20 protein-coding genes and 1 pseudogene are annotated in these 19,821 nt (G+C 41.9%); 17 read left to right on the top strand and 4 right to left on the bottom strand.

Features of this window, described 5'->3' with window-relative positions:
- The first annotated feature begins 158 nt into the window (after positions 1-158).
- Genes ACQRCC_RS10810 through ACQRCC_RS10825 form a run of 4 tightly spaced genes read left to right on the top strand, consistent with a single transcriptional unit; the run spans position 159 to position 4,846 of the window.
- The gene (locus ACQRCC_RS10810) at positions 159-1,139 is read left to right on the top strand and encodes an ABC transporter ATP-binding protein (protein ID WP_427850782.1); all 981 of its coding nucleotides are present in this window, start codon (positions 159-161) and stop codon (positions 1,137-1,139) included.
- Positions 1,136-1,999 carry an ABC transporter permease gene (locus ACQRCC_RS10815; RefSeq protein WP_427850783.1) on the top strand — a complete coding sequence of 288 codons (864 nt, stop codon included), beginning with the start codon at positions 1,136-1,138 and terminating at the stop codon, positions 1,997-1,999. Before ACQRCC_RS10810 ends, ACQRCC_RS10815 begins: the two co-directional genes overlap by 4 nt.
- Entirely contained in the window at positions 1,999-3,456 is a 1,458-nt protein-coding gene (locus ACQRCC_RS10820) for a GldG family protein (protein ID WP_427850784.1), read from the top strand. Before ACQRCC_RS10815 ends, ACQRCC_RS10820 begins: the two co-directional genes overlap by 1 nt.
- Positions 3,443-4,846, top strand: coding sequence for a DUF4340 domain-containing protein (locus tag ACQRCC_RS10825; RefSeq protein ID WP_427850785.1), 1,404 nt, complete (start codon positions 3,443-3,445; stop codon positions 4,844-4,846). Before ACQRCC_RS10820 ends, ACQRCC_RS10825 begins: the two co-directional genes overlap by 14 nt.
- Before the next feature lie 26 nt (positions 4,847-4,872).
- Here ACQRCC_RS10825 and ACQRCC_RS10830 read toward each other — a convergent pair whose 3' ends face one another.
- A complete protein-coding gene (locus ACQRCC_RS10830; protein WP_427850786.1) occupies positions 4,873-6,429 on the bottom strand; it encodes an ABC-F family ATP-binding cassette domain-containing protein in 1,557 nt (518 codons plus the stop codon).
- Positions 6,426-6,797, bottom strand: coding sequence for a metal-dependent transcriptional regulator (locus ACQRCC_RS10835; RefSeq protein ID WP_427850787.1), 372 nt, complete (start codon positions 6,795-6,797; stop codon positions 6,426-6,428). The genes ACQRCC_RS10830 and ACQRCC_RS10835 overlap by 4 nt, the downstream gene beginning before the upstream one ends.
- Before the next feature lie 200 nt (positions 6,798-6,997).
- Between ACQRCC_RS10835 and ACQRCC_RS10840 the strand changes: the two genes are divergently transcribed.
- From ACQRCC_RS10840 to ACQRCC_RS10885, 10 genes and pseudogenes are all read left to right on the top strand, one after another.
- The gene (locus ACQRCC_RS10840; protein WP_427850788.1) at positions 6,998-7,210 is read left to right on the top strand and encodes a FeoA family protein; all 213 of its coding nucleotides are present in this window, start codon (positions 6,998-7,000) and stop codon (positions 7,208-7,210) included.
- A gap of 10 nt (positions 7,211-7,220) precedes the next feature.
- Positions 7,221-7,442 carry a FeoA family protein gene (locus ACQRCC_RS10845; RefSeq protein ID WP_427850789.1) on the top strand — a complete coding sequence of 74 codons (222 nt, stop codon included), beginning with the start codon at positions 7,221-7,223 and terminating at the stop codon, positions 7,440-7,442.
- A gap of 75 nt (positions 7,443-7,517) precedes the next feature.
- Positions 7,518-9,692 (top strand): ferrous iron transport protein B, encoded by a 2,175-nt coding sequence (gene feoB, locus ACQRCC_RS10850; protein ID WP_427850790.1) that lies wholly within the window; start codon positions 7,518-7,520, stop codon positions 9,690-9,692.
- Between the two features lie 35 nt (positions 9,693-9,727).
- Positions 9,728-9,865: a FeoB-associated Cys-rich membrane protein gene (locus ACQRCC_RS10855; RefSeq protein WP_427850791.1), complete on the top strand. Its 138-nt coding sequence runs from the start codon at positions 9,728-9,730 to the stop codon at positions 9,863-9,865.
- Between the two features lie 17 nt (positions 9,866-9,882).
- A complete protein-coding gene (locus ACQRCC_RS10860) occupies positions 9,883-10,128 on the top strand; it encodes a Fur family transcriptional regulator (RefSeq protein WP_427850792.1) in 246 nt (81 codons plus the stop codon).
- Between the two features lie 69 nt (positions 10,129-10,197).
- On the top strand, positions 10,198-10,605 hold the full coding sequence (locus tag ACQRCC_RS10865; protein WP_427850793.1) for a YbaN family protein: 408 nt from the start codon (positions 10,198-10,200) through the stop codon (positions 10,603-10,605).
- Between the two features lie 21 nt (positions 10,606-10,626).
- Positions 10,627-12,122, top strand: a pseudogene (locus tag ACQRCC_RS10870) (ABC transporter transmembrane domain-containing protein).
- A complete protein-coding gene (cydC, locus tag ACQRCC_RS10875) occupies positions 12,119-13,804 on the top strand; it encodes a thiol reductant ABC exporter subunit CydC (RefSeq protein ID WP_427850794.1) in 1,686 nt (561 codons plus the stop codon). The pseudogene ACQRCC_RS10870 and the gene cydC overlap by 4 nt, the downstream one beginning before the upstream one ends.
- 164 nt (positions 13,805-13,968) lie before the next feature.
- Positions 13,969-15,948 carry a glycogen/starch synthase gene (locus tag ACQRCC_RS10880; RefSeq protein WP_427850795.1) on the top strand — a complete coding sequence of 660 codons (1,980 nt, stop codon included), beginning with the start codon at positions 13,969-13,971 and terminating at the stop codon, positions 15,946-15,948.
- Between the two features lie 109 nt (positions 15,949-16,057).
- Positions 16,058-16,669 (top strand): sugar O-acetyltransferase, encoded by a 612-nt coding sequence (locus ACQRCC_RS10885; protein WP_427850796.1) that lies wholly within the window; start codon positions 16,058-16,060, stop codon positions 16,667-16,669.
- A gap of 51 nt (positions 16,670-16,720) precedes the next feature.
- Here the strand turns inward: ACQRCC_RS10885 and ACQRCC_RS10890 are convergent, their stop codons facing one another.
- A complete protein-coding gene (locus tag ACQRCC_RS10890; protein ID WP_427850797.1) occupies positions 16,721-16,933 on the bottom strand; it encodes a hypothetical protein in 213 nt (70 codons plus the stop codon).
- An 80-nt stretch (positions 16,934-17,013) separates the two neighbouring features.
- Here ACQRCC_RS10890 and ACQRCC_RS10895 point away from each other — a divergent pair, with 80 nt between their 5' ends.
- The 3 genes from ACQRCC_RS10895 to ACQRCC_RS10905 all read left to right on the top strand — a co-directional run bounded on the left by ACQRCC_RS10895 (position 17,014) and on the right by ACQRCC_RS10905 (position 19,154).
- Positions 17,014-17,283 carry an acylphosphatase gene (locus ACQRCC_RS10895; RefSeq protein WP_427850798.1) on the top strand — a complete coding sequence of 90 codons (270 nt, stop codon included), beginning with the start codon at positions 17,014-17,016 and terminating at the stop codon, positions 17,281-17,283.
- Between the two features lie 199 nt (positions 17,284-17,482).
- Positions 17,483-18,322, top strand: a complete 840-nt coding sequence (locus tag ACQRCC_RS10900; RefSeq protein WP_427850799.1) for a PD-(D/E)XK nuclease family transposase — start codon at positions 17,483-17,485, stop codon at positions 18,320-18,322.
- A gap of 91 nt (positions 18,323-18,413) precedes the next feature.
- Entirely contained in the window at positions 18,414-19,154 is a 741-nt protein-coding gene (locus tag ACQRCC_RS10905) for a peptidylprolyl isomerase (RefSeq protein ID WP_427850800.1), read from the top strand.
- 77 nt (positions 19,155-19,231) lie between these two features.
- On the opposite strand, the gene ACQRCC_RS10910 is transcribed toward ACQRCC_RS10905, so the two are convergent.
- Entirely contained in the window at positions 19,232-19,807 is a 576-nt protein-coding gene (locus tag ACQRCC_RS10910) for a TetR/AcrR family transcriptional regulator C-terminal domain-containing protein (protein ID WP_427850801.1), read from the bottom strand.
- Positions 19,808-19,821: the final 14 nt, after the last annotated feature.

A 19,821-nucleotide genomic window follows, 5' to 3' on the forward strand; every position in this document is an offset into this window, starting at 1 on the left:
TTCAAAATATATAGCATATAAACCACACTGAATAAAAGTGTTCGCAGAATCTTCACAATTCATTTCAAGTACATTTCAAGTAGAGTTTTTACAATGAAATGGATTTATGACATGCGTGCCAGGGCTTAAATCAGAACAATATATTCAGGAGGTTTGCTATGATAACAGTGGAACATTTGACAAAATGTTATGGTGATTTCATGGCTGTAAACGATCTGTCCTTTGAAATTGGTGAAGGGCATGTTTATGGATTTTTAGGACCGAACGGAGCCGGAAAATCTACAACCATGAACATTATGACAGGATGTCTGTCGGCGACATCAGGTCAGGTTAAAATTTATGGCCATGATATTCTGGAAGAACCGGAACAGGCAAAGAAAATGATTGGATATCTTCCCGAACAGCCCCCGCTCTATATGAATGAGACGCCTGTGGAATATCTGAAATTTGTCGGAGAGGCCAAAGGGCTGAAGGGGAAGGAATTAAAAGAACAGATTGAGGAGGTAATCGAACAGACTAAAATCGAACAGGTGAAAAACAAACTGATATCTGCATTGTCAAAAGGATATCGGCAGAGAGTAGGAATTGCACAGGCATTGCTTGGAAATCCGAAGGTGATCATCCTTGACGAACCGACGGTGGGACTGGATCCTATTCAGATTATCGAGATTCGGGATCTGATCAGACAGCTTGGGGAGAACCACACGGTTATACTGAGCTCCCATATTTTATCAGAGGTTCAGGCAATCTGCGACAAAGTTCTGATCATCTCTAAGGGAAAGCTGGTTGCCTTTGATGAGCCGGAAAATCTGGAGAAGCTTTTAAGTGTATCAAACGGAATTTCATTCATAACAGAGGCTTCTAAAGAGGAAATCCGGGAAATATTGTGTAATATTAATGAGATTACGCAGTGTGAATTTGAAGAGCGGGCGGATGGAATGATTGCTGTAAATATAAAGACGAAGTCGGATGATTCACAGGATATTTGTCGTCAGCTTTTCATGGCTTTTGTTGAAAAGAAAAAAGTGATTCTTCAGATGTCATCTCAGAAGGCGAATCTGGAAGATGTGTTTATCGAATTAACCGAAGGAGAGAACACAGATAACCATTCAGAGGAGAGAGAGGTGGAAGAAGAATGATTGCAGTATTAAAACACGAGCTGTCAAATTATTTTCATTCATTGACGGCTTATATTTTTTCGGCATTTTTGCTGGCGTTTGTCGGAATCGGTGCCATGCTTTACAACATTCAGTCAGCTGTAGCTAATTTCGAATATGTACTGAGTTTCGTATGTCTGGGTTTTGTAGTTATTATTCCGATTCTGACCATGCGCGTCATTGCGGAAGAAAGAAAACAGAAAACGGATCAGCTTTTATATTCTTTGCCAATCAAAACGTCTGAGATTGTGATTGGAAAATATTTTGCTCTTCTTTCCGTTTATCTGGTTCCACTTTGTATAGTAGCCGTTTATCCGGCTATTTTTGCGCAGTATGGAGAGGTATATCTGCTCACTTCATACGGTTCATTATTAGCCTTCTTTATTATGGGAGCAGCTTTCATTGCCATAGGAACCTTTATTTCTTCGCTGACAGATAATCAGGGGTTTGCGGCAGGAATTACCATACCCGTGATTCTGCTCAATTACTATAGTGTGACACTTGCGGAATACGTATCTTCTACGGCTTTTGGTTCCCTGATTTCGCTGGTAGTGATTGCACTGCTTTTGGGGCTGATTGTCCAGTATGTGACGAAAAATGAGAATGCTGCATGTCTGACAAGTATTGTGCTGACTGCGGCTACATGTATTGCTTATTTCATAGACAGTACGAAATTCGAGGGGCTGCTTCCTGATATTATGACGAAGTTATCTCTTTTTGAAAGATTTTATACGTTTGTCAATGGTGTTTTTGATATGACAGCCATTGTCTATTATGTGACAGTGATTATTTTCTTTTTATTCCTGTCGGTACAATCTCTGGAAAAAAGGAGGTATAACTAATGCAGAAGATTTCATTTATTCAGAAAATGAAACAGACAGAAAAGACGGAAGTAAACCGGATCGCTTTTCGTGGCGGAGCATATTCTCTCCTGATGACAGGAATTGTGCTGGCTATTTTAGTTGTTGTAAATATTTTTGTATCGATACTTCCCTCCACAGTTACGAAGTATGACATCAGTTCCACGAAACTGTATTCGATTACAAGTAATACCAAGGTGGTAGTCAATGCGTTGAAAAAGGATGTGACGATTTACTGGATCGTTCAGGCCGATGAGGAAGATGCTGTGATTGAGAATCTTCTTGCCAAGTATGAAAGCCTGTCAGACCATGTGAAGGTTGTTAAGAAAAATCCGGATGTTTATCCGACTTTTACGGATCAGTATACTTCGGAGGATGTGCCGAATAACAGTCTGATCGTAGAGTGTGGTGAGCAAAGCAGGTATATCAGCTACAGTGACATTTATATTTCCGAGCAAAATATGATGACGCAGTCCTATGAGACTTCCTTTGATGGAGAGGGAGCCATTACATCTGCGATTGACTATGTTGTAAGTGAAGACCTTCCACAGCTTTACATACTGGAAGGGCACGGAGAAGCGGAGCTTTCGGAAGTATTTGCTTCACAGATTGAAAAGGAAAATATAGAGACGACTACATTCTCACTTCTCAATGAAGATTCGGTTCCGGAAGAAGCAGATTGTGTACTGATCTATGCACCGACCAGTGATATTTCTGCGGAGGAGAAGGATTTGTTAGCGGAATACGTTACTGATGGCGGTAAGCTTATGGTTCTCGCAGGACCAGTTCAAGATGGTTCTCTGGATAATCTGTACAGTCTTTTGAGTGATTATGGGGTGGAAAAGGCAGAAGGAGTAGTCATTGAGGCCGACAGGGATCATTATGCTTTCCAGCAGCCATATATCCTGATGCCGGACATTGCGGAAAGTGATATTACAGCATCTCTGATTGAAGAAAATTATTATGCGATTATGCCGATTGCACAGGGACTTAAGGTATCAGACTCTTCCGGAGCGGTGACGGAGCTTCTCACGACTTCAGATGAGGCGTTCAGCAAAACGGCGGGATATGATCTTACGACATATGAAAAAGAGGATGGTGACATTGACGGACCATTTGCAACAGCAGTATCCGTCTCCTGTGGAAATGACGGACGGATCGTCTGGTTCGCATCCTCCAATTTCCTCGATGATATGTATAACTCCTATTCATCCGGTGCAAACCTGAATCTTGGTATGAATACCCTGTCTTCTCTTATGGGAGAAAGTGAAGCAGTTGCGATCCGGAGTAAATCTCTCAACTATAATTATCTTACGATTGACGAATCTACGGCATCGCTTTTAAAAATGATGATGATTGGCGGATTCCCGTTGATATTCTTTGTGGTTGGTATCACTGTAATCGTAAGAAGGAGGAGGCGTCAGAATGAGCAGGTCTAAGAAAATATATGTGCTGCTTGGAGTGCTGGCTGTAATCTGCCTTATTACCTTCGGTGTCAGCAGGTATGAGGAGAAGAAAGAGCAGATCAAAAACAGCGATGAGGTTGTACTGGAGCTGGAAACAGAGGATGTGACAGCCCTCTCATGGGAATACGATGAGCAGACGCTGGCGTTCCACAAGGACGAGAATTGGCTGTATGATGAGGATGAAAATTTCCCGGTAAATGAGGAAAAAATCAGTGAACTGTTAGAACCATTCCAGGAATTTGGCGTTTCTTTTATCATTGAAGATGTGGAAGATTATGGTCAGTACGGCCTGGAGGATCCTATATGTACCATTAAAATCAGTACGGAAGAGAAAGATTATGAAATACTGTTAGGTGACTACAGTACCATGGATGAGGAACGATATGTATCAATTGGAGACGGAAATGTTTATCTTGTTCAGAATGACCCGATGGAATTCTTTGAAATTGAATTAAAAGATATGATTCAAAATGATAAAGTTCCGGAATATGATGAGGTTACTGAACTACAGTTTAAAGGCAGCCAGAATTATAAGGCAGAGAAGAAAGAAGAAAACAAAGTTACCTATAGCGATGACGATACATACTTCGTTGAAGAAGATGGTGAGGAACTGGCTCTTGATACAGCGAATGTTGAAAGTTATTTGCAGTCACTCGATGAATTGAATCTGAGTGATTATGTATCTTATGATGCATCGGAGGAGGAACTTGCTTCTTATGGTCTGGATGATCCGGAACTGACTGTGACAATGAAATACACGTATTCGGATGAGGAAGATGAAGAAGAACAGGAGGATACGTTTGTTCTCAGTATATCCCGGGATTCAAAGCAGAGAAAAGAAGAAGCTGATGAAAAAGAAGAGGATTCAGAGGAAGAAATAACGGCCTATGCAAGAGTGGGAGAATCGCCGATTATTTATAAAATTGCCGGAGAATCCTACAAGACGTTAATGGCTGCATCTTACGATGAGCTTCGCCATCAGAAAATATTCTGGGGAGATTTTTCCGATATTCAGAAGATAGAAATTTCACTGGAAGATCAGGAATATACACTTACAACTAAAAAGAAGGGAGACGATGTCACCTGGTATTATGAGGATGAAGAGTTAGAAATTGACGATTTTAAGCAGGCTCTTAATTCTCTTTCGACTACGGATTTTACAGATGAAAAACCATCCGATAAGGAAGAAATCAGTCTTACGATCTATCTGGACAATGAAAATCAACCCGAAGTGCAGATAGAGTTATTCAGGTATGATGGAAACAACTGTCTGGCGGTTGTGGATGGAGAGCCGACAGCACTTGTTGAGAGAAATGCTGTGGTTGATCTGGTGGAGGCAGTCAATGCGATTGTACTGAACTGATAGTTGGGGGCTTTGAACCCCAACTATTATACAATTTTAGTGGTCCATTTGGAACAGTCCCATACCTCACTGACTACGTCGCGGTAGAATTCCGGTTCGTGACAGATCAGAAGCAGTGTTCCGCGGTATTCCTGTAATGCTTTCTTTAAGGCATCTTTTGCATCGGCATCCAGATGATTGGTGGGCTCGTCCAACATCAATACATTGGTTTCACGGTTGATGATTTTACAGAGTCTGACTTTGGCCTGTTCACCACCGCTTAAGACACGCACCTGACTTTCAATATGCTTGGTCGTAAGACCGCATTTTGCAAGGGCGGACCGGACTTCGTACTGAGTAAAGGAAGGAAATTCCTGCCAGATTTCCTCAATACAGGTGGTGCGGTTATCGGGAGCGGATTCCTGTTCAAAATATCCTGTCATCAGGTTTTCACCAAGCTCACAGGTTCCGGAAATAGGCGGTACGATGCCAAGGATGCTTTTGATTAGAGTTGTTTTTCCAATTCCGTTTGCCCCGGTCAGGGCAACCTTATGGCCTCTCTCGAGACTGATATTTAATGGTTTGGAAAGAGGTTCATCATATCCGATGACAAAGTCTTTGGTTTCGAAAATGTATTTTCCCGGTGTGCGGCCGACTTTGAAGTTGAATTCCGGTTTTGGTCTTTCCGCTGCCAGTTCGATAATGTCCATTTTATCCAGCTTTTTCTGACGGGACATGGCCATATTTCTTGTGGAGACGCGGGCTTTATTGCGGGCTACAAAGTCTTTCAGCTGACTGATCTCCTGCTGCTGTTTTCGGTAGGCAGCCTCAAGCTGAGCCTTTTTCACCTCATATATTTTGAGGAAATTGTCGTAATCTCCTACATAACGGTTCAATTCCTGATTTTCCATATGATAAATGATGTTAATCACATCGTTTAGGAAAGGAATATCATGTGAGATAAGTACGAATGCATTTTCGTATTCGGTCAGGTAACGTTTGAGCCAGGAAATGTGTTCTTCGTCCAGATAATTGGTAGGCTCATCCAGAAGCAGAATATCAGGTTTTTCTAATAAAAGCTTTGCCAGAAGGATCCGCGTGCGCTGACCTCCGCTTAAGTCGGTAACATCTCTGTCAAGACCGAGATCCATGAGGCCGAATGCATGAGCAACTTCCTCGATTTTGGAATCAATAATATAGAAGTCATGCATGGTCAGCGTATCCTGGATTGTGCCCAGTTCTTCCATCATTTCATTCATCGTATCTTCATCAACCTCGCCCAGCCGGTTGCAGATATCGTTCATTTTCTCTTCCAATTCAAAAAGATAAGAGAATGCTGATTTTAATACATCCCGGACAGTCATTCCTTTTTCCAGAACGGTGTGCTGGTCAAGATAACCGATGCGAATATTTTTGGCCCATTCAATTTTGCCTTCATCCGGACGCAGATTTCCAATAATAATGTTGAAAAATGTGGATTTTCCTTCACCGTTGGCACCTACCAGACCGATGTGCTCGCCGCGCAGAAGCCGGAAAGAGACATCCTGAAAAATGGCACGGTCGCCAAAACCGTGAGAGAGGTGTTCTACATTTAATATACTCATAGCTGAGTCTCCTTTATAAATTTTTTCATTGCCTGAAAGCTTTCATCACTGATCTGATGTTCCATCTCGCAGGCATCTCTGACAGCAACAACTGGATCTACGCCCAGAGAAATCAGCCAGTCTGAAAGTACCAGATGGCGTTCATAAATACTGGATGCGATATCCATTCCTTTTTCGGTTAATGTGATAAATCCGGCAGAGCTGACTTCTATACATCCATTTTCACGCAGATGTTTCATTGCAACACTGACACTTGGCTTTGAAAAATTAAGCTCTGTGGCGATGTCAATGGAGCGGACGACAGGAAGCTTTTTGCTCAGTACCAGTATGGTTTCTAAATAATCTTCTGATGATCGGTTGTTTCGCATATTGTCTCCCTTTTTAACTTTGGTTAGTTATCACTACTTTGAGTATATTCGATTATAACAATTCTTTCCAGAAAACACAATCAAAAAAGTAAATGAAAAAAATTATCAATTACGGTCATTGACATATAACTCGAGTAAGCGTATACTAACCTACGTAGTAAATGAGAATGATTTTTAAAATGAATGAAAGCGGGTGGGTTATGATGCCTTTGACAATGGCTGAAACCGGTCGGGAGATGAGAATCAGAAAAATCGGCGGAAGAGACGAGACCAGACGTTTTTTGGAGAGCCTGGGCTTTGTAATGGGTGGGTTTGTCACTATCGTATCAGAAATTAATGGAAATCTGATCGTTAAGGTAAAGGATTCACGTGTGGCAATCAGTAAAGAAATGGCAAATAAAATTATGGTGTAGGAGGAATGGCATGGCTACGTTAAAAGAGGTAAAATGCGGGCAGACCGTAAAGGTTGTGAAAATCCATGGAGAAGGAGCGGTGAAACGCCGGATTATGGATATGGGTATCACGAAAAACGTAGAATTATATATCAGGAAGGTGGCACCGCTGGGAGATCCCATAGAAGTGACGGTAAGAGGTTATGAACTCTCACTTAGAAAAGCGGATGCAGAGATGATAGAAGTGCAGTAATAATTATTTTTTTGATGGATAGTTAGTTAAAACTAAAAGAAGTTTGAGACAAATAATTGGAAAGTGAGGATGAATATGGGAGTAAAAATTGCGCTTGCGGGTAATCCGAACAGTGGAAAGACGACATTGTTTAATGCACTTACCGGTTCCAATCAGTTCGTTGGAAACTGGCCCGGAGTAACGGTTGAAAAGAAAGAAGGTAAAATCAAAGGATATACGGCGAAAGGAGATGAAGCGGTTCTGGTGGACCTGCCGGGCGTTTATTCTCTGTCACCGTATACCCTGGAAGAAGTAGTATCCAGAAATTTTCTGTTAGGGGAGAAGCCGGATGCGATTATTAACATTATTGATGGTACGAATTTGGAGAGAAACCTCTATTTGACTACCCAGCTTACGGAGCTTGGAATTCCGGTCATCATTGCAGTGAATATGATGGATCTGGTGAGAAAGAACGGCGAAGTATTAGATGTGGAACGGCTGGGTAAGGATACCGGATGCAAGGTGATAGAAATTTCCGCATTAAAAGGCGAGGGAATCGATCAGCTGGCGCAGAGGGCTGTGGTAATCGCAAAAAGCGGCAAAAATGTTCAGCCGGCACACCGTTTTGAAGGCTGTGTGGAGCATGCGATTGCTCATATCGAAGAAGCAATCTGTGGTCGTGTAGAAGAAAGCATGGAACGATGGTATGCGGTAAAGCTTTTTGAGCGCGATGCAAAGGTTCAGGAGAGTCTGAAGCTGAATCGGGAATTGCTGGCACATATCGAAGAGGATATTGTAAGCTGCGAGCAGGAGATGGATGACGATGCGGAAAGCATTATCACAGGAGAGAGATACAATTATATAGGAAGGATTATTGAAAATTGCTATAAAAAACGTGTAAAGAAACAGATGTCTGTGTCCGATAAAATCGACAGCGTTGTGACAAATCGTTTTCTGGCATTGCCGATTTTCGCCCTTGTAATGTTTGTTGTATATTATGTATCTGTTACAACAGTAGGAACGATTCTGACGGATTGGACAAATGACACTTTGTTTGGGGAGTGGATACTTCCTTCTGCTCAGGGGGCACTGGAATCCATTGGCTGCGCAGACTGGCTGACAGGACTGGTGGTAGACGGTATCATCGGTGGTGTAGGTGCAGTACTTGGTTTCGTGCCGCAGATGCTGGTATTATTTCTCTTCCTGGCGTTTCTGGAAGGGTGTGGATACATGGCGCGTATTGCATTTATCATGGACAGAATCTTTCGTAAATTCGGTTTATCCGGCAAATCATTCATTCCAATGCTGATTGGTACGGGGTGTGGCGTTCCGGGAGTTATGGCTTCCAGAACCATTGAAAATGACAGAGACCGTAAGATGACCATTATGACTACAACATTTATTCCCTGTGGTGCGAAACTGCCGATTATTGCCCTGATTGCAGGGGCACTTTTCGATGGAGCTGCATGGGTAGCGCCGAGTGCATATTTCGTAGGTATTGCAGCGATTATCTGTTCCGGTATCATTTTAAAGAAGACGAAGATGTTTGCAGGAGATCCGGCACCGTTCGTCATGGAGCTTCCGGCATATCATCTGCCGACGGTTGGAAATGTACTCAGAAGTACCTGGGAACGGGGCTGGTCATTTATTAAGAAAGCCGGAACAATCATTCTTCTTTCCACCATCTTCGTATGGTTCGCCCAGAGCTTCGGAGTGGAAAACGGAAGCTTTGGTATGGTAGAAGATATGAATCACAGCATCCTGGCCTCTATCGGTTCTGCTGTTGCGTGGATTTTTGCTCCGCTTGGCTGGGGAGACTGGAAAGCAGCAGTGGCAGCGATTACGGGACTGGTTGCAAAAGAAAATGTTGTTGGTACGTTCGGTATCCTGTATGGATTTGGAGAAGTTGCAGAAGATGGGGCAGAGATCTGGGGATCCCTTGCAGGAGCAATGACTCCGATTGCAGCGTATTCCTTCCTGGTATTCAATCTGCTCTGTGCACCGTGCTTTGCGGCCATGGGAGCAATCAGGCGTGAGATGAACAATGCAAAATGGTTCTGGTTTGCAATTGGATATCAGACACTGTTCGCTTATGTGGTTTCTCTCTGTGTATATCAGATTGGAAACGTAATTACGACGGGATCAGTAGGAATTGGAACGGTTGCGGCAGTGATTTGTATAATCGGATTTTTGTATCTGCTGCTGCGCCCTTACAAAGAAAATCAGAGCCTGACAGTACCAAAGAGTATTGCAGGGAAAGTAAGAGCTTAATGGACGGAAAGTTTTGAAATGGGAGGTATGAACTTATGGGAACAGCAATTGTGCTTGTAATACTTGCAGGTGTTTTAGGAATCATCATCCGTAGTGTGGTAAAAGATAAAAAGGCAGGGAAATCCCTGCAGTGCGGACAGGATTGTAAACACTGCAGCGGACATTGTCATTAAGGTACCGAGGTGGTGACATGCAAAAAGACGTGATCATAGCACGACTTAGAAAAAATGGATTTCGGATTACGAAGCAGCGGGAACTATTGATAGATATTATTCTGGAAGGAAATATTTCCTGCTGCAAAGAGGTCTATGTCCTTGCACATAAAAAAGATCCGGGAATCGGAATAGCCACCGTATATCGAACGATGGATGCTCTGGAGCAGATTGGAGTGCTGGAACGAAAAATCGTATTTCAATTACGGAGCTTTTCAAACTGAGTTAAGGCCCGGTTTGAAAGGCTCCTTTTTATACGTCATCTATTTTTGAAAGGAAAAAGGTTAACATTTATGAATAAAAAACCGTTAAGAATTTTGTGGATTATTTTAGGATTTTTATGTCTGGGGCTGGGTACGATCGGAATCATACTTCCGATTTTACCGACTGTCCCATTTTATATGGCGACGGTATTTTGGTTTGCCAGGAGTTCTTCCAGATTACATGAATGGTTTATTGGAACAAAATTGTATGAGAAACATTTGGACAGCTTTGTAAAGAGGAGGGCAATGACGGCGGGTACGAAGCTGCGTATTTCCGGTATGGTGACAGCAATGATGGCTATCAGTTTTCTGTGTATGAAGAATGCGCCGATAGGAAGAGCCTGCCTTACGATTGTGTGGATCTGGCATCTCTGGTATTTTTTCCGGAGAGTAAAGACAGTGAAACCGGATGGAAATTTTTCTGAATGTATGGAGTAAAAAAGTAGATAGGATAGATTTATGATTAGGACAAGACTGATGGGACTCTTATCCCACGCAAAAAAATATATTGTATATACGGTTCTGTGGCAGTGGACAGCGCTGCTGTCACAGATACTGGCAGTTTTTGTTATTGCGGAATTGCTCGAAAGGGTGATGTATCGCACATTGACGATGCAGGTCATTTGGCGCACTTCACTGATTCTGATGCTGATGGTTGCTATACGTTTTATCTGTGAGAGGATGGCAACGAAATCTTCCTATCTGGCATGTGTGGATGTGAAAAGGATTCTGCGTGAGAAGATTTATGAGAAAATGTTAAAGCTTGGAGCTTCTTACCGGGAGAGTGTGTCATCTTCGGAAGTGGTTCAGGTTTCCGTTGAGGGAGTGGAACAGTTGGAGACCTATTTTGGAAAATATCTTCCTCAGTTGTTCTACAGTTTACTCGCGCCGATTACGTTGTTCGTCATTCTGTGCAGAGTAAGTCTCAAAGCAAGTGCAATCCTCCTCATTTGTGTACCATTAATTCCTATTTCGATCATCGTGGTACAGAAAATTGCAAAGAAACTATTGAATAAATATTGGAGTATTTACACTGGATTAGGAGATTCTTTCCTTGAAAATCTGCAGGGACTTACCACGCTGAAAATCTACCAAGCGGATGGAAAGAAAGCGGAAGAGATGGATCTGGAGTCCCAGAATTTCCGCAGGATTACTATGAAGGTTCTGACCATGCAGCTTAATTCCACCAGTGTAATGGATATTATTGCGTATGGTGGAGCAGCGATTGGAATGGCAATTGCAGTGACTGATTTTTTAAAAGGAAATCTTACTGTATCGGGAACTCTGTGCGTTGTTTTGCTGGCAAGTGAATTTTTTCTGCCTCTCAGACTGCTTGGTTCGTTTTTCCATATCGCCATGAATGGAATGGCAGCCAGTGATAAGATTTTTTATATTCTGGATTTGCCGGAACCAAAATGTGGAGAAAGGACACTGCCGGAAGAACCACTTGATATTTCGTTAAAAAATGTCCATTTCTCTTATGAGGAAGGCAGAGAAATATTAAGAGGAATTGATATGGATCTGCCAACTGGGAGTTTTGTCTCTCTTGTGGGAGAATCCGGGTGTGGTAAGAGTACAGTTGCAGGACTTCTGGCTGGAAAAAACAGGGGATTTAGAGTGTGTGCTTAAAAAAGTAAACCTGTGGGAATTTCTGAAGTCGCAGGAAGGGCTTCAGACGAAATTACAGGAAAAAGCAGGCAACCAGCAATATTGATGTGGAAAGTGAAGAAATGATCATGGATGTGATTCACGAACTGTCAAAGAAAAAAATGGTCTTGCTGATTTCTCACAGACTGGCAAATGTTGTGAAATCTGACTGTATCTATTTCCTGAAAGACGGGGAAATCAGGGAAAAAGGGAAGCATAATGAGCTGATGGAAAAGGATGGTGCATACAAATTTCTGTATGAAAGTCAGATGAAGCTGGAAAATTACGGGGAGGAGGGGGCTGCATGAGAGGAGAAAACAAAAGGAGAAGTGCATTGGTAATTATGGGGAGTCTGATCGGGCTGGTAAAACCGCTGTTTCACATAATGCTGGCGGCGATTATACTTGGAACAACAGGATACTTATGTGCGATCTTTCTCACCATTCTTGCCGGTCAGGCCATTATAAATCATTTTGTTGCAGATACGGATATTCCAGTGAAGACAATCCTTACGGTAATGATTGTGATTGCAGTTCTCAGAGGGATCCTTCATTATGCAGAGCAATATTGTAACCACTTTATTGCGTTTAAATTATTGGCAATCATCCGACACAAGGTATTTGCGGCACTCAGGAAATTGTGTCCGGCAAAGCTGGAAGGGCGGGATAAAGGAAATCTGATTTCGATTATAACAACTGATATTGAATTGTTAGAAGTGTTCTATGCACATACCATTTCCCCGATTGCCATTGCGGTGCTGACTTCGCTGATTATGGTGATTTTTATTGGGAGATACCATGTTTTGGCCGGACTTTTGGCTCTAGCAGCATATCTGATCGTAGGAGTGGCAATCCCATTGTGGAACGGGCGAAAAGGCGGAGAGAAGGGAATGGAGTTCAGGACTGGTTTTGGAGAACTGAATAGTTTTGTATTGGATTCTCTCAGAGGACTGGATGAAACGATTCAGTACGGGCAGGGTGAAGTCAGAAAAAAGCAAATGTCTCTTCGTTCTGAAAAACTTACAGGTATACAGGAAGATTTAAGCAGAATAGAGGGATTCCAGAGAGCAATAACGAATCTGGTGATTTTACTTGCCTCCTTTGGAATGCTGGCATTGTGTATCGGATTAAATTTAAAAGGCGAAATGGGATTCGAAGGAATACTGATCTGTACGATTGCCATGATGGGGTCTTTTGGGCCGGTGGTTGCATTGTCCAGTTTATCTAATAATCTTAATCAGACCCTGGCAAGCGGAGAGCGTGTATTGTCACTTCTGGAAGAAAGTCCATTGGTGGAAGAAATTCCAGGAAATATTGGTGTGAAAGAGAATCAGGCAAACTTTGAAGGAGCCGCGGTAGAACGTGTGTCTTTTGCTTACGAAGAGGAAACTATTTTGGATGATTATTCTATTCAACTGGAGTCTGGTAAGATTACAGGAATTCACGGAGTAAGTGGTTCTGGGAAATCAACACTGTTGAAACTTCTTATGCGGTTCTGGGATGTGAATCAGGGCAGAATTGTCGTAGATGACTGGGATGTGCGGGAAACACCGACCGGGCATCTGCGCGACATGGAAAGTTATGTTACACAGGAAACGCATCTGTTCCATAATTCTATTGCAGAAAATATTGCAGTCGGAAAGCCCGGAGCATCCATGGAAGAGATTATAGAGGCAGCAAAAAAAGCCTCTATCCATGATTTTATCATGACATTGCCGGATGGATATGATACGGAAGTAGGGGAATTGGGAGATACCCTTTCTGGTGGTGAGAGGCAGAGAATCGGAATAGCAAGGGCATTTCTGCATGATGCACCGCTGATTCTGCTGGATGAACCGACCAGTAATCTGGATTCGTTGAATGAAGGAATTATTCTGAAATCGCTGCGGGAAGCGGCGAAGAAGAAAACGGTGGTTCTGGTTTCCCATAGAAAATCCACAATGAATGTGGCAGATGTAGTATATGAGATGAAGAATGGGCGGAGCTCGTAAAGGGAAATGAAGCAGCAGATACATGATATTTTGACAGAAGTTACCGTAGAACTACAGATTGATATTTGCCTATTGTTGTATTTGTGTTATAATATTTAAGAAGTGATTATTTGAGAGTAAATATCATAGTAAATGTTGAAATATTGTAATTTGGGAGGTATAAGATGGCAAGAAAACAAGCTACCAAAACTACCGCTGAGAAGAAAACTCCGGCAAAAAAGACGACAGCGAGAACTACAGCAAAGACGGCAACAAAAGCTGCTGCAAAGCCACAGGCAGAAGCGGCTCAGGAAGTAAAAGCAGAAGAGCCGAAAGCAGAGGCTGTGAAAGAGGAAGCGAAGGAAGCAGCAAAAACAACAAAAACAGCATCTAAGACCACAGCGAAAACAACTGCGAAAAAAACCACGAAAGCAGCGACAAAGACAACTGCAAAGACGACTGCAAAAAAAGCTGCACCGAAGGCAGAGCCTGTGGAAGAAGTGAAAGCAGAAGAGCCAAAGGTTGAGGTTGCCCAGGAAGTGAAGGCAGAAGAGCCGAAGGTTGAGGCTGCCCAGGAAGTGAAAGCAGAAGAGCCGAAGGTTGAGGTTGCTGCAGAGGTAAAAGTAGAAGAGCCACAGGCAGAGCCTGCTGAGGAAGTGAAAGCTGAGGAACCGGAGATTGTAGAAGAGCCGGAATATGAAGTATATACGACTCCAAGAAGAAGTGTTGCTTTTATTGGATCTGAGTGTTATCCGTTTGTTAAGACCGGTGGTTTGGGAGATGTTATGTATGCGCTTCCGAAGGCCCTGGTAAAACAGAATTGTGATGTAAAGGTCATCCTTCCGCGTTATAAATGCATTCCATGGGAATATCAGCAGAAAATGGTATACAGAGGTTCCTTTGAGATGAATTTATGCTCAGACGGACGATCTTTCTATGTGGGAATTATGGAATATGTCTGGGATGGCGTTGTGTATGACTTTATTGATAATGAAGAATTTTTCAGCAGCGGAAATCCGTATACAAACCTGATTGATGATATTCCGAAATACTGCTATTTTGCAAAGGCAGCATTGTCAGCATTGAGTTATATGAACTGGGTTCCGGATATCATTCATTGTCATGACTGGCAGGCAGCGCTTGTGCCGGTATATTTGAGAACACTGTTCGAGGAATCCAAACTGACCGCTGCTAAGACGATCCTGACAATCCACAATTTACGTTTCCAGGGAATTTATAATATTCCAACACTGAAATACTGGACAGGTCTGCCGGATTATGTGTTTAATAAAGATGCCTTAAAGGTAAGTTATAATGATGCGAACATGTTAAAGGGTGGTTTGACATATTCTAATGTGATTACTACGGTTAGTCATACTTATGCCGGTGAGATTCAGACAGATTATTATGGAGAAGGACTGGATGCTCACTTAAGATACCATTCCGGTAAACTGAGAGGTATTGTAAACGGTATTGATTATGATATCTGGAATACTGCTACAGACTCCAGACTTTTTGAGAATTATGACATCACCAACGTGCTGGAGAAGAAGAGAGTGAATAAGCGCAAACTCCAGGAGGAGCTTGGTCTTGTCCAGGATGATCATAAATTTGTGATCGGATTAATTTCCAGACTGACTAATCAGAAAGGACTGGATCTGGTAAATCAGATTCTTCCGCAGATTATGGACGAGCATACGCAGGTTGTAATACTGGGTACAGGTGATGATGTCTATGAGAATTCCTTCCGGTATTATGAAAATGCTTATAAAGGAAATGTATGCTCTAACATTATGTATGATGAGACGAGAGCTCACAAAATCTATGCAGGTGCAGATGCATTCTTAGTACCTTCGCAGTTCGAGCCTTGCGGACTGACCCAGTTAATTGCTATGCATTACGGTACAATACCGATTGTTCGTGAGACAGGTGGATTGAAAGATACGGTAGAGCCATATAACATGTTCTACAATACAGGTAATGGTTTTACCTTTGACCGCTATGAGGCAGGATTGTTGTTAGATGCAATTAACAGAGCAAAGACATTATTCTTTACAGATCGCTGGCATTGGGATGAGATGGTTCAGAGAGATATGGACAAGAACTTCTCATGGGATAATGCTGCAAAACAGTATAAAGATTTATACCTGGAATTAACCTGGTAAGAGGATAGAGAGATGGGCTGGTACGAAAGTGCCAGCCTGTTTTTGAATATGATAAATGAATTAAAAAATAAGAATAATTAATGGATATTAAGCAGATTAGGAGGATATTATGACACAATATGAGAGAATGGTGGCTGGGCTGCTCTATGATCCCGGAGATAAAGATATAATGAAAGAACAGGTACCATATCAGGATATGCTCTGGGAGTTTAATCAGTTGAAGCCTTCGGATTATGAGAAAAAGGAACGCTACATGAAGGAGGTTTTTGCGGAATGTGGAGAAAATTGCTATATTGAACTGCCGTTCCATGCAAACTGGGGAGGTCATCATGTCCATTTCGGTTCTGGAATTTATGCTAATTCGAATCTGACAATGGTTGATGACGGTCACATCTATGTGGGTGATAAAGTAATGTTCGGACCAAATGTTACGGTTGCAACGGCTAATCATCCGATTAATGAAGAATTGCGGGGCAGGGCACTCCAGTATAATAAAGATGTTTACATCGGCGAAAATGTCTGGATTGATGCGAACGTTGTCATTGTTCCGGGTGTTCACATTGGGAAAAATACGGTAATCGGTGCGGGAAGTGTTGTGACAAAGGATATTCCGGATAATGTTGTGGCAGTGGGTAATCCATGCCGTGTATTAAGAAACGTCGGTGAACATGACAAAGAATTCTTTTATAAAAATGAACGGATTGATTGGGATAATCTATAGAGATCCTTTTTTGCATTATATAAATCCTGTGTGGAGAGAAGCCATAAAAGGCTACTCTCCACCGGGACCGTCACGACGAGGAACTTCGTCGGGTGATACATTTTTTGTTTTGGGTAAATCAATATCGGGAATGTTGTCATCGTCATAAACATTTGTGGCAGGTTTTTTTGAAGGTGGCAGTGGGGAATCACGGTAAACCAAAGATTCGCGGCTCCCTTCGTAGGCATCTTTTGTCTGAGTATAATCTGCTAATTTTTCTTTCATACGCATGTACTCCTTTCGGCTATAGAATGTGCATGTATAAGAAAAATATGTATAAATAATTCTAATAAAAGAGGAACGTTATGGATATTATCAGAAAGCAATATACATTTACCGGCCGGGTGCAGGGGGTGGGATTTCGATATAGTGCCCAGTACCTTGCGCAGGGGCTGGGTCTGACTGGCTGGGTAAAAAATGAATGGGATGGAACAGTAGTTATGGAAGCGCAGGGAACAGAAGAACAACTGAATCAGCTGATCCAGATGCTGAAGAGAAGAAGTTTTATTCGTATTGAATATGTGGCAGAGCTTATAATTCCCATACAGAAAGAATCGGGATTCCATGTGCGATAGGTAGAGAATGATACAAAAAAAGAAACATACACTTTACATAAGCGTAAAAATGTAATATAATATCTATGATATAGGGGTAGAGTTCTAACTGCCCCTTATTATTCTTAGCCGGAAGGCGTCTCATTTTCGGAGCTTTGAATCGAAGAAAAACCCGACAATGAAGAGAATGTAACTGAATAAGTGTTGATGTACACAACAAGTGATTTCTGATAAAGGCTCTCAGCTATTTCTGGATATTATTGTGGAATTTGAAAATGGAGAACTGGCTGATGTGGAAATTCAAAAAGTAGGGGTCTATTTCCCGGGTCAGCGGGCATCTTGCTATGCTTCAGATATGGTTATGCGGCAGTATGAGAGACAGAGAAGTCTTCGTGGGGATGATTTTACCTATCAGGATATGAAAAAAGTATATACAATTGTACTTGTGGAAAAACATTCGAAAGAATTGAAAGAAATAGAAAATGAGTATCTACATCGCGGGGAATGGAAGTTTGATACAGGTTTACAATTAGAGCTTCTGGAAGAATTTTTCTTCATATCTCTTGAAAATTTCTTTAAAATTGAGGATAATAAAGAAGATACAAAAGGATTGAGCGAACTGGAGGCCTGGATGTATTTTATTGGTTCGGATAAACCGGAACACATTCGAAAGGTGATAGAAAACTTTCCATGGTTTGCAGAGCTTTATGAGGATGTGGCGTATTTTCGGCATCATCCGGAGGAGGCGATAGGAATGTTCTCGGAAGCATTAAGAAAACTGGATGAGAATACAATAAACTTTATGATTGATGATATGAAAGGTGAGATTGAGGGACTGAAGAAGGAACTGGCAGATTGGCAGAAGGCGTTAGATGACAAGAAGAAAGAATTGGCAAGCAAGGATAAAGAATTGGCAGATCGAGATAAGGAGCTGGCAGACCGGGATAAGGAGCTGGCAGACCGGGATAAGGAGCTGGCAGATAAGGTGCGGAAGCTGCAGGAACAGGAGCAGGAAATTCTGGAATTGAAGAAGATGCTTGGTAAAATGAGTCTTTCTTGATTAAAGTTATTATCTATAGTATGATAAGCACAGCCGAATGTTAATTGTTCGGTAAATATGAAAGACAGAAAAATCGTAGGAGAACACTAAGATGAATCAGGAAGTTATAGCAGTAGTTGCGGGAAAAGAAATTACACAGGCAGAGTTTGACGCATTTTTACAGGGATTGCCAAGAGAACAGCAGGCGTACATCTCCAATCCGCAGTTTAAGAAACAATGCCTGGAACAGTTCCTTGCACTTCACATGTTTGCGGAACTCGGAGCGGATGAGAAATTGGAAGAAACAGAGGAGTTTCAGACAATTATGGAGAGTGCAAAAAGAGATATTCTGGCACAGCTTGCAATTCGCGAGACAATGAAGAGTGTCACAGTATCTGAGGAAGAAATTAAGGCTTATTATGAGCAGAATAAACAGCAGTTTGTAAAGGGTCCCAGTGTTCGTGCAAAGCATATTTTGATGGAAGTAGAGGAAAAATGCAAAGAAGTTCTGGAGATGATCAGGAGTGGTGCGAAAACTTTTGAGGATGCCGCAAAAGAGCATTCTACCTGTCCGTCATCCGCAAAGGGCGGAGATTTGGGAGAATTCACCAGAGGACAGATGGTAAAAGAGTTCGAGAATGCAGCTTTTGATGCGGAGATTGGCGATATTGTTGGTCCTGTAAAAACCCAGTTTGGGTATCATCTGATCAAAGTTGAGGCAAAGAATGATGCGCAGGAGACACCTCTTGAGAATGTGAAAGATAATATTCAGACACAGCTTTTACGTCAGAAGCAGACAGAGGCTTATGAAAAGAAAGTGGAAGAACTGAAGGAAAAATATTTGCAGAAATAGAATGCCGCCTACTCCAGATGATTAACATAAAAAACTATAAAAACACAGCAGTACCGGTATCGGTGCTGCTGTGTTTTCTAATCCGCCCTTTTTTTCAAAAGATATGGGATTGAATTCTGGCAAATGAAGAGAAGATCCTGAATAAATTCTTCTTTGTCATATTTTTCTCTTTGCTTGAGCCAGTTTAACATACTGCCGGCAAGTGCTTCCGTATAAAAATCAGCAAGTAAGCTCTTGAATTCACTGCTTACATTGAGCTTTAACTGTCGGACTCCATTCTCAATTACACTTTGCATAACACCGATAAAGTCTGAATAGAAAAAGCGCTTTGTTTCTTCATGTCCCATAGAGTCGTAGGCGCAGTTGATAATATGCCTGTTATCATCTACATAATCTGCAACAAAGCGGAATGCCTCCTCGGCATCTACCAGCAGATCAATCTTTTTTATTACTTCGATGGCATCCTGTTCAAACATCCATTTTAATAAATCATAAATATCGGAAAAATGATAATAAAAAGTATTCCGATTTATATTGCAATCTTTAATCAGTTCGCTGACAGTCACTTTCGAGAGAGGCTTCTTTTCCATCGCTTTTTTCAAGGACTGGGCTAGCTTTTTTTTTGTCTGCAAAGAGATTTCTTCGTTTTTCATGTTTTACCTTCCAA

Origin of the sequence: Sporofaciens sp. SGI.106, assembly GCF_050314255.1 — a bacterium.
Classification (GTDB): domain Bacteria; phylum Bacillota; class Clostridia; order Lachnospirales; family Lachnospiraceae; genus Claveliimonas.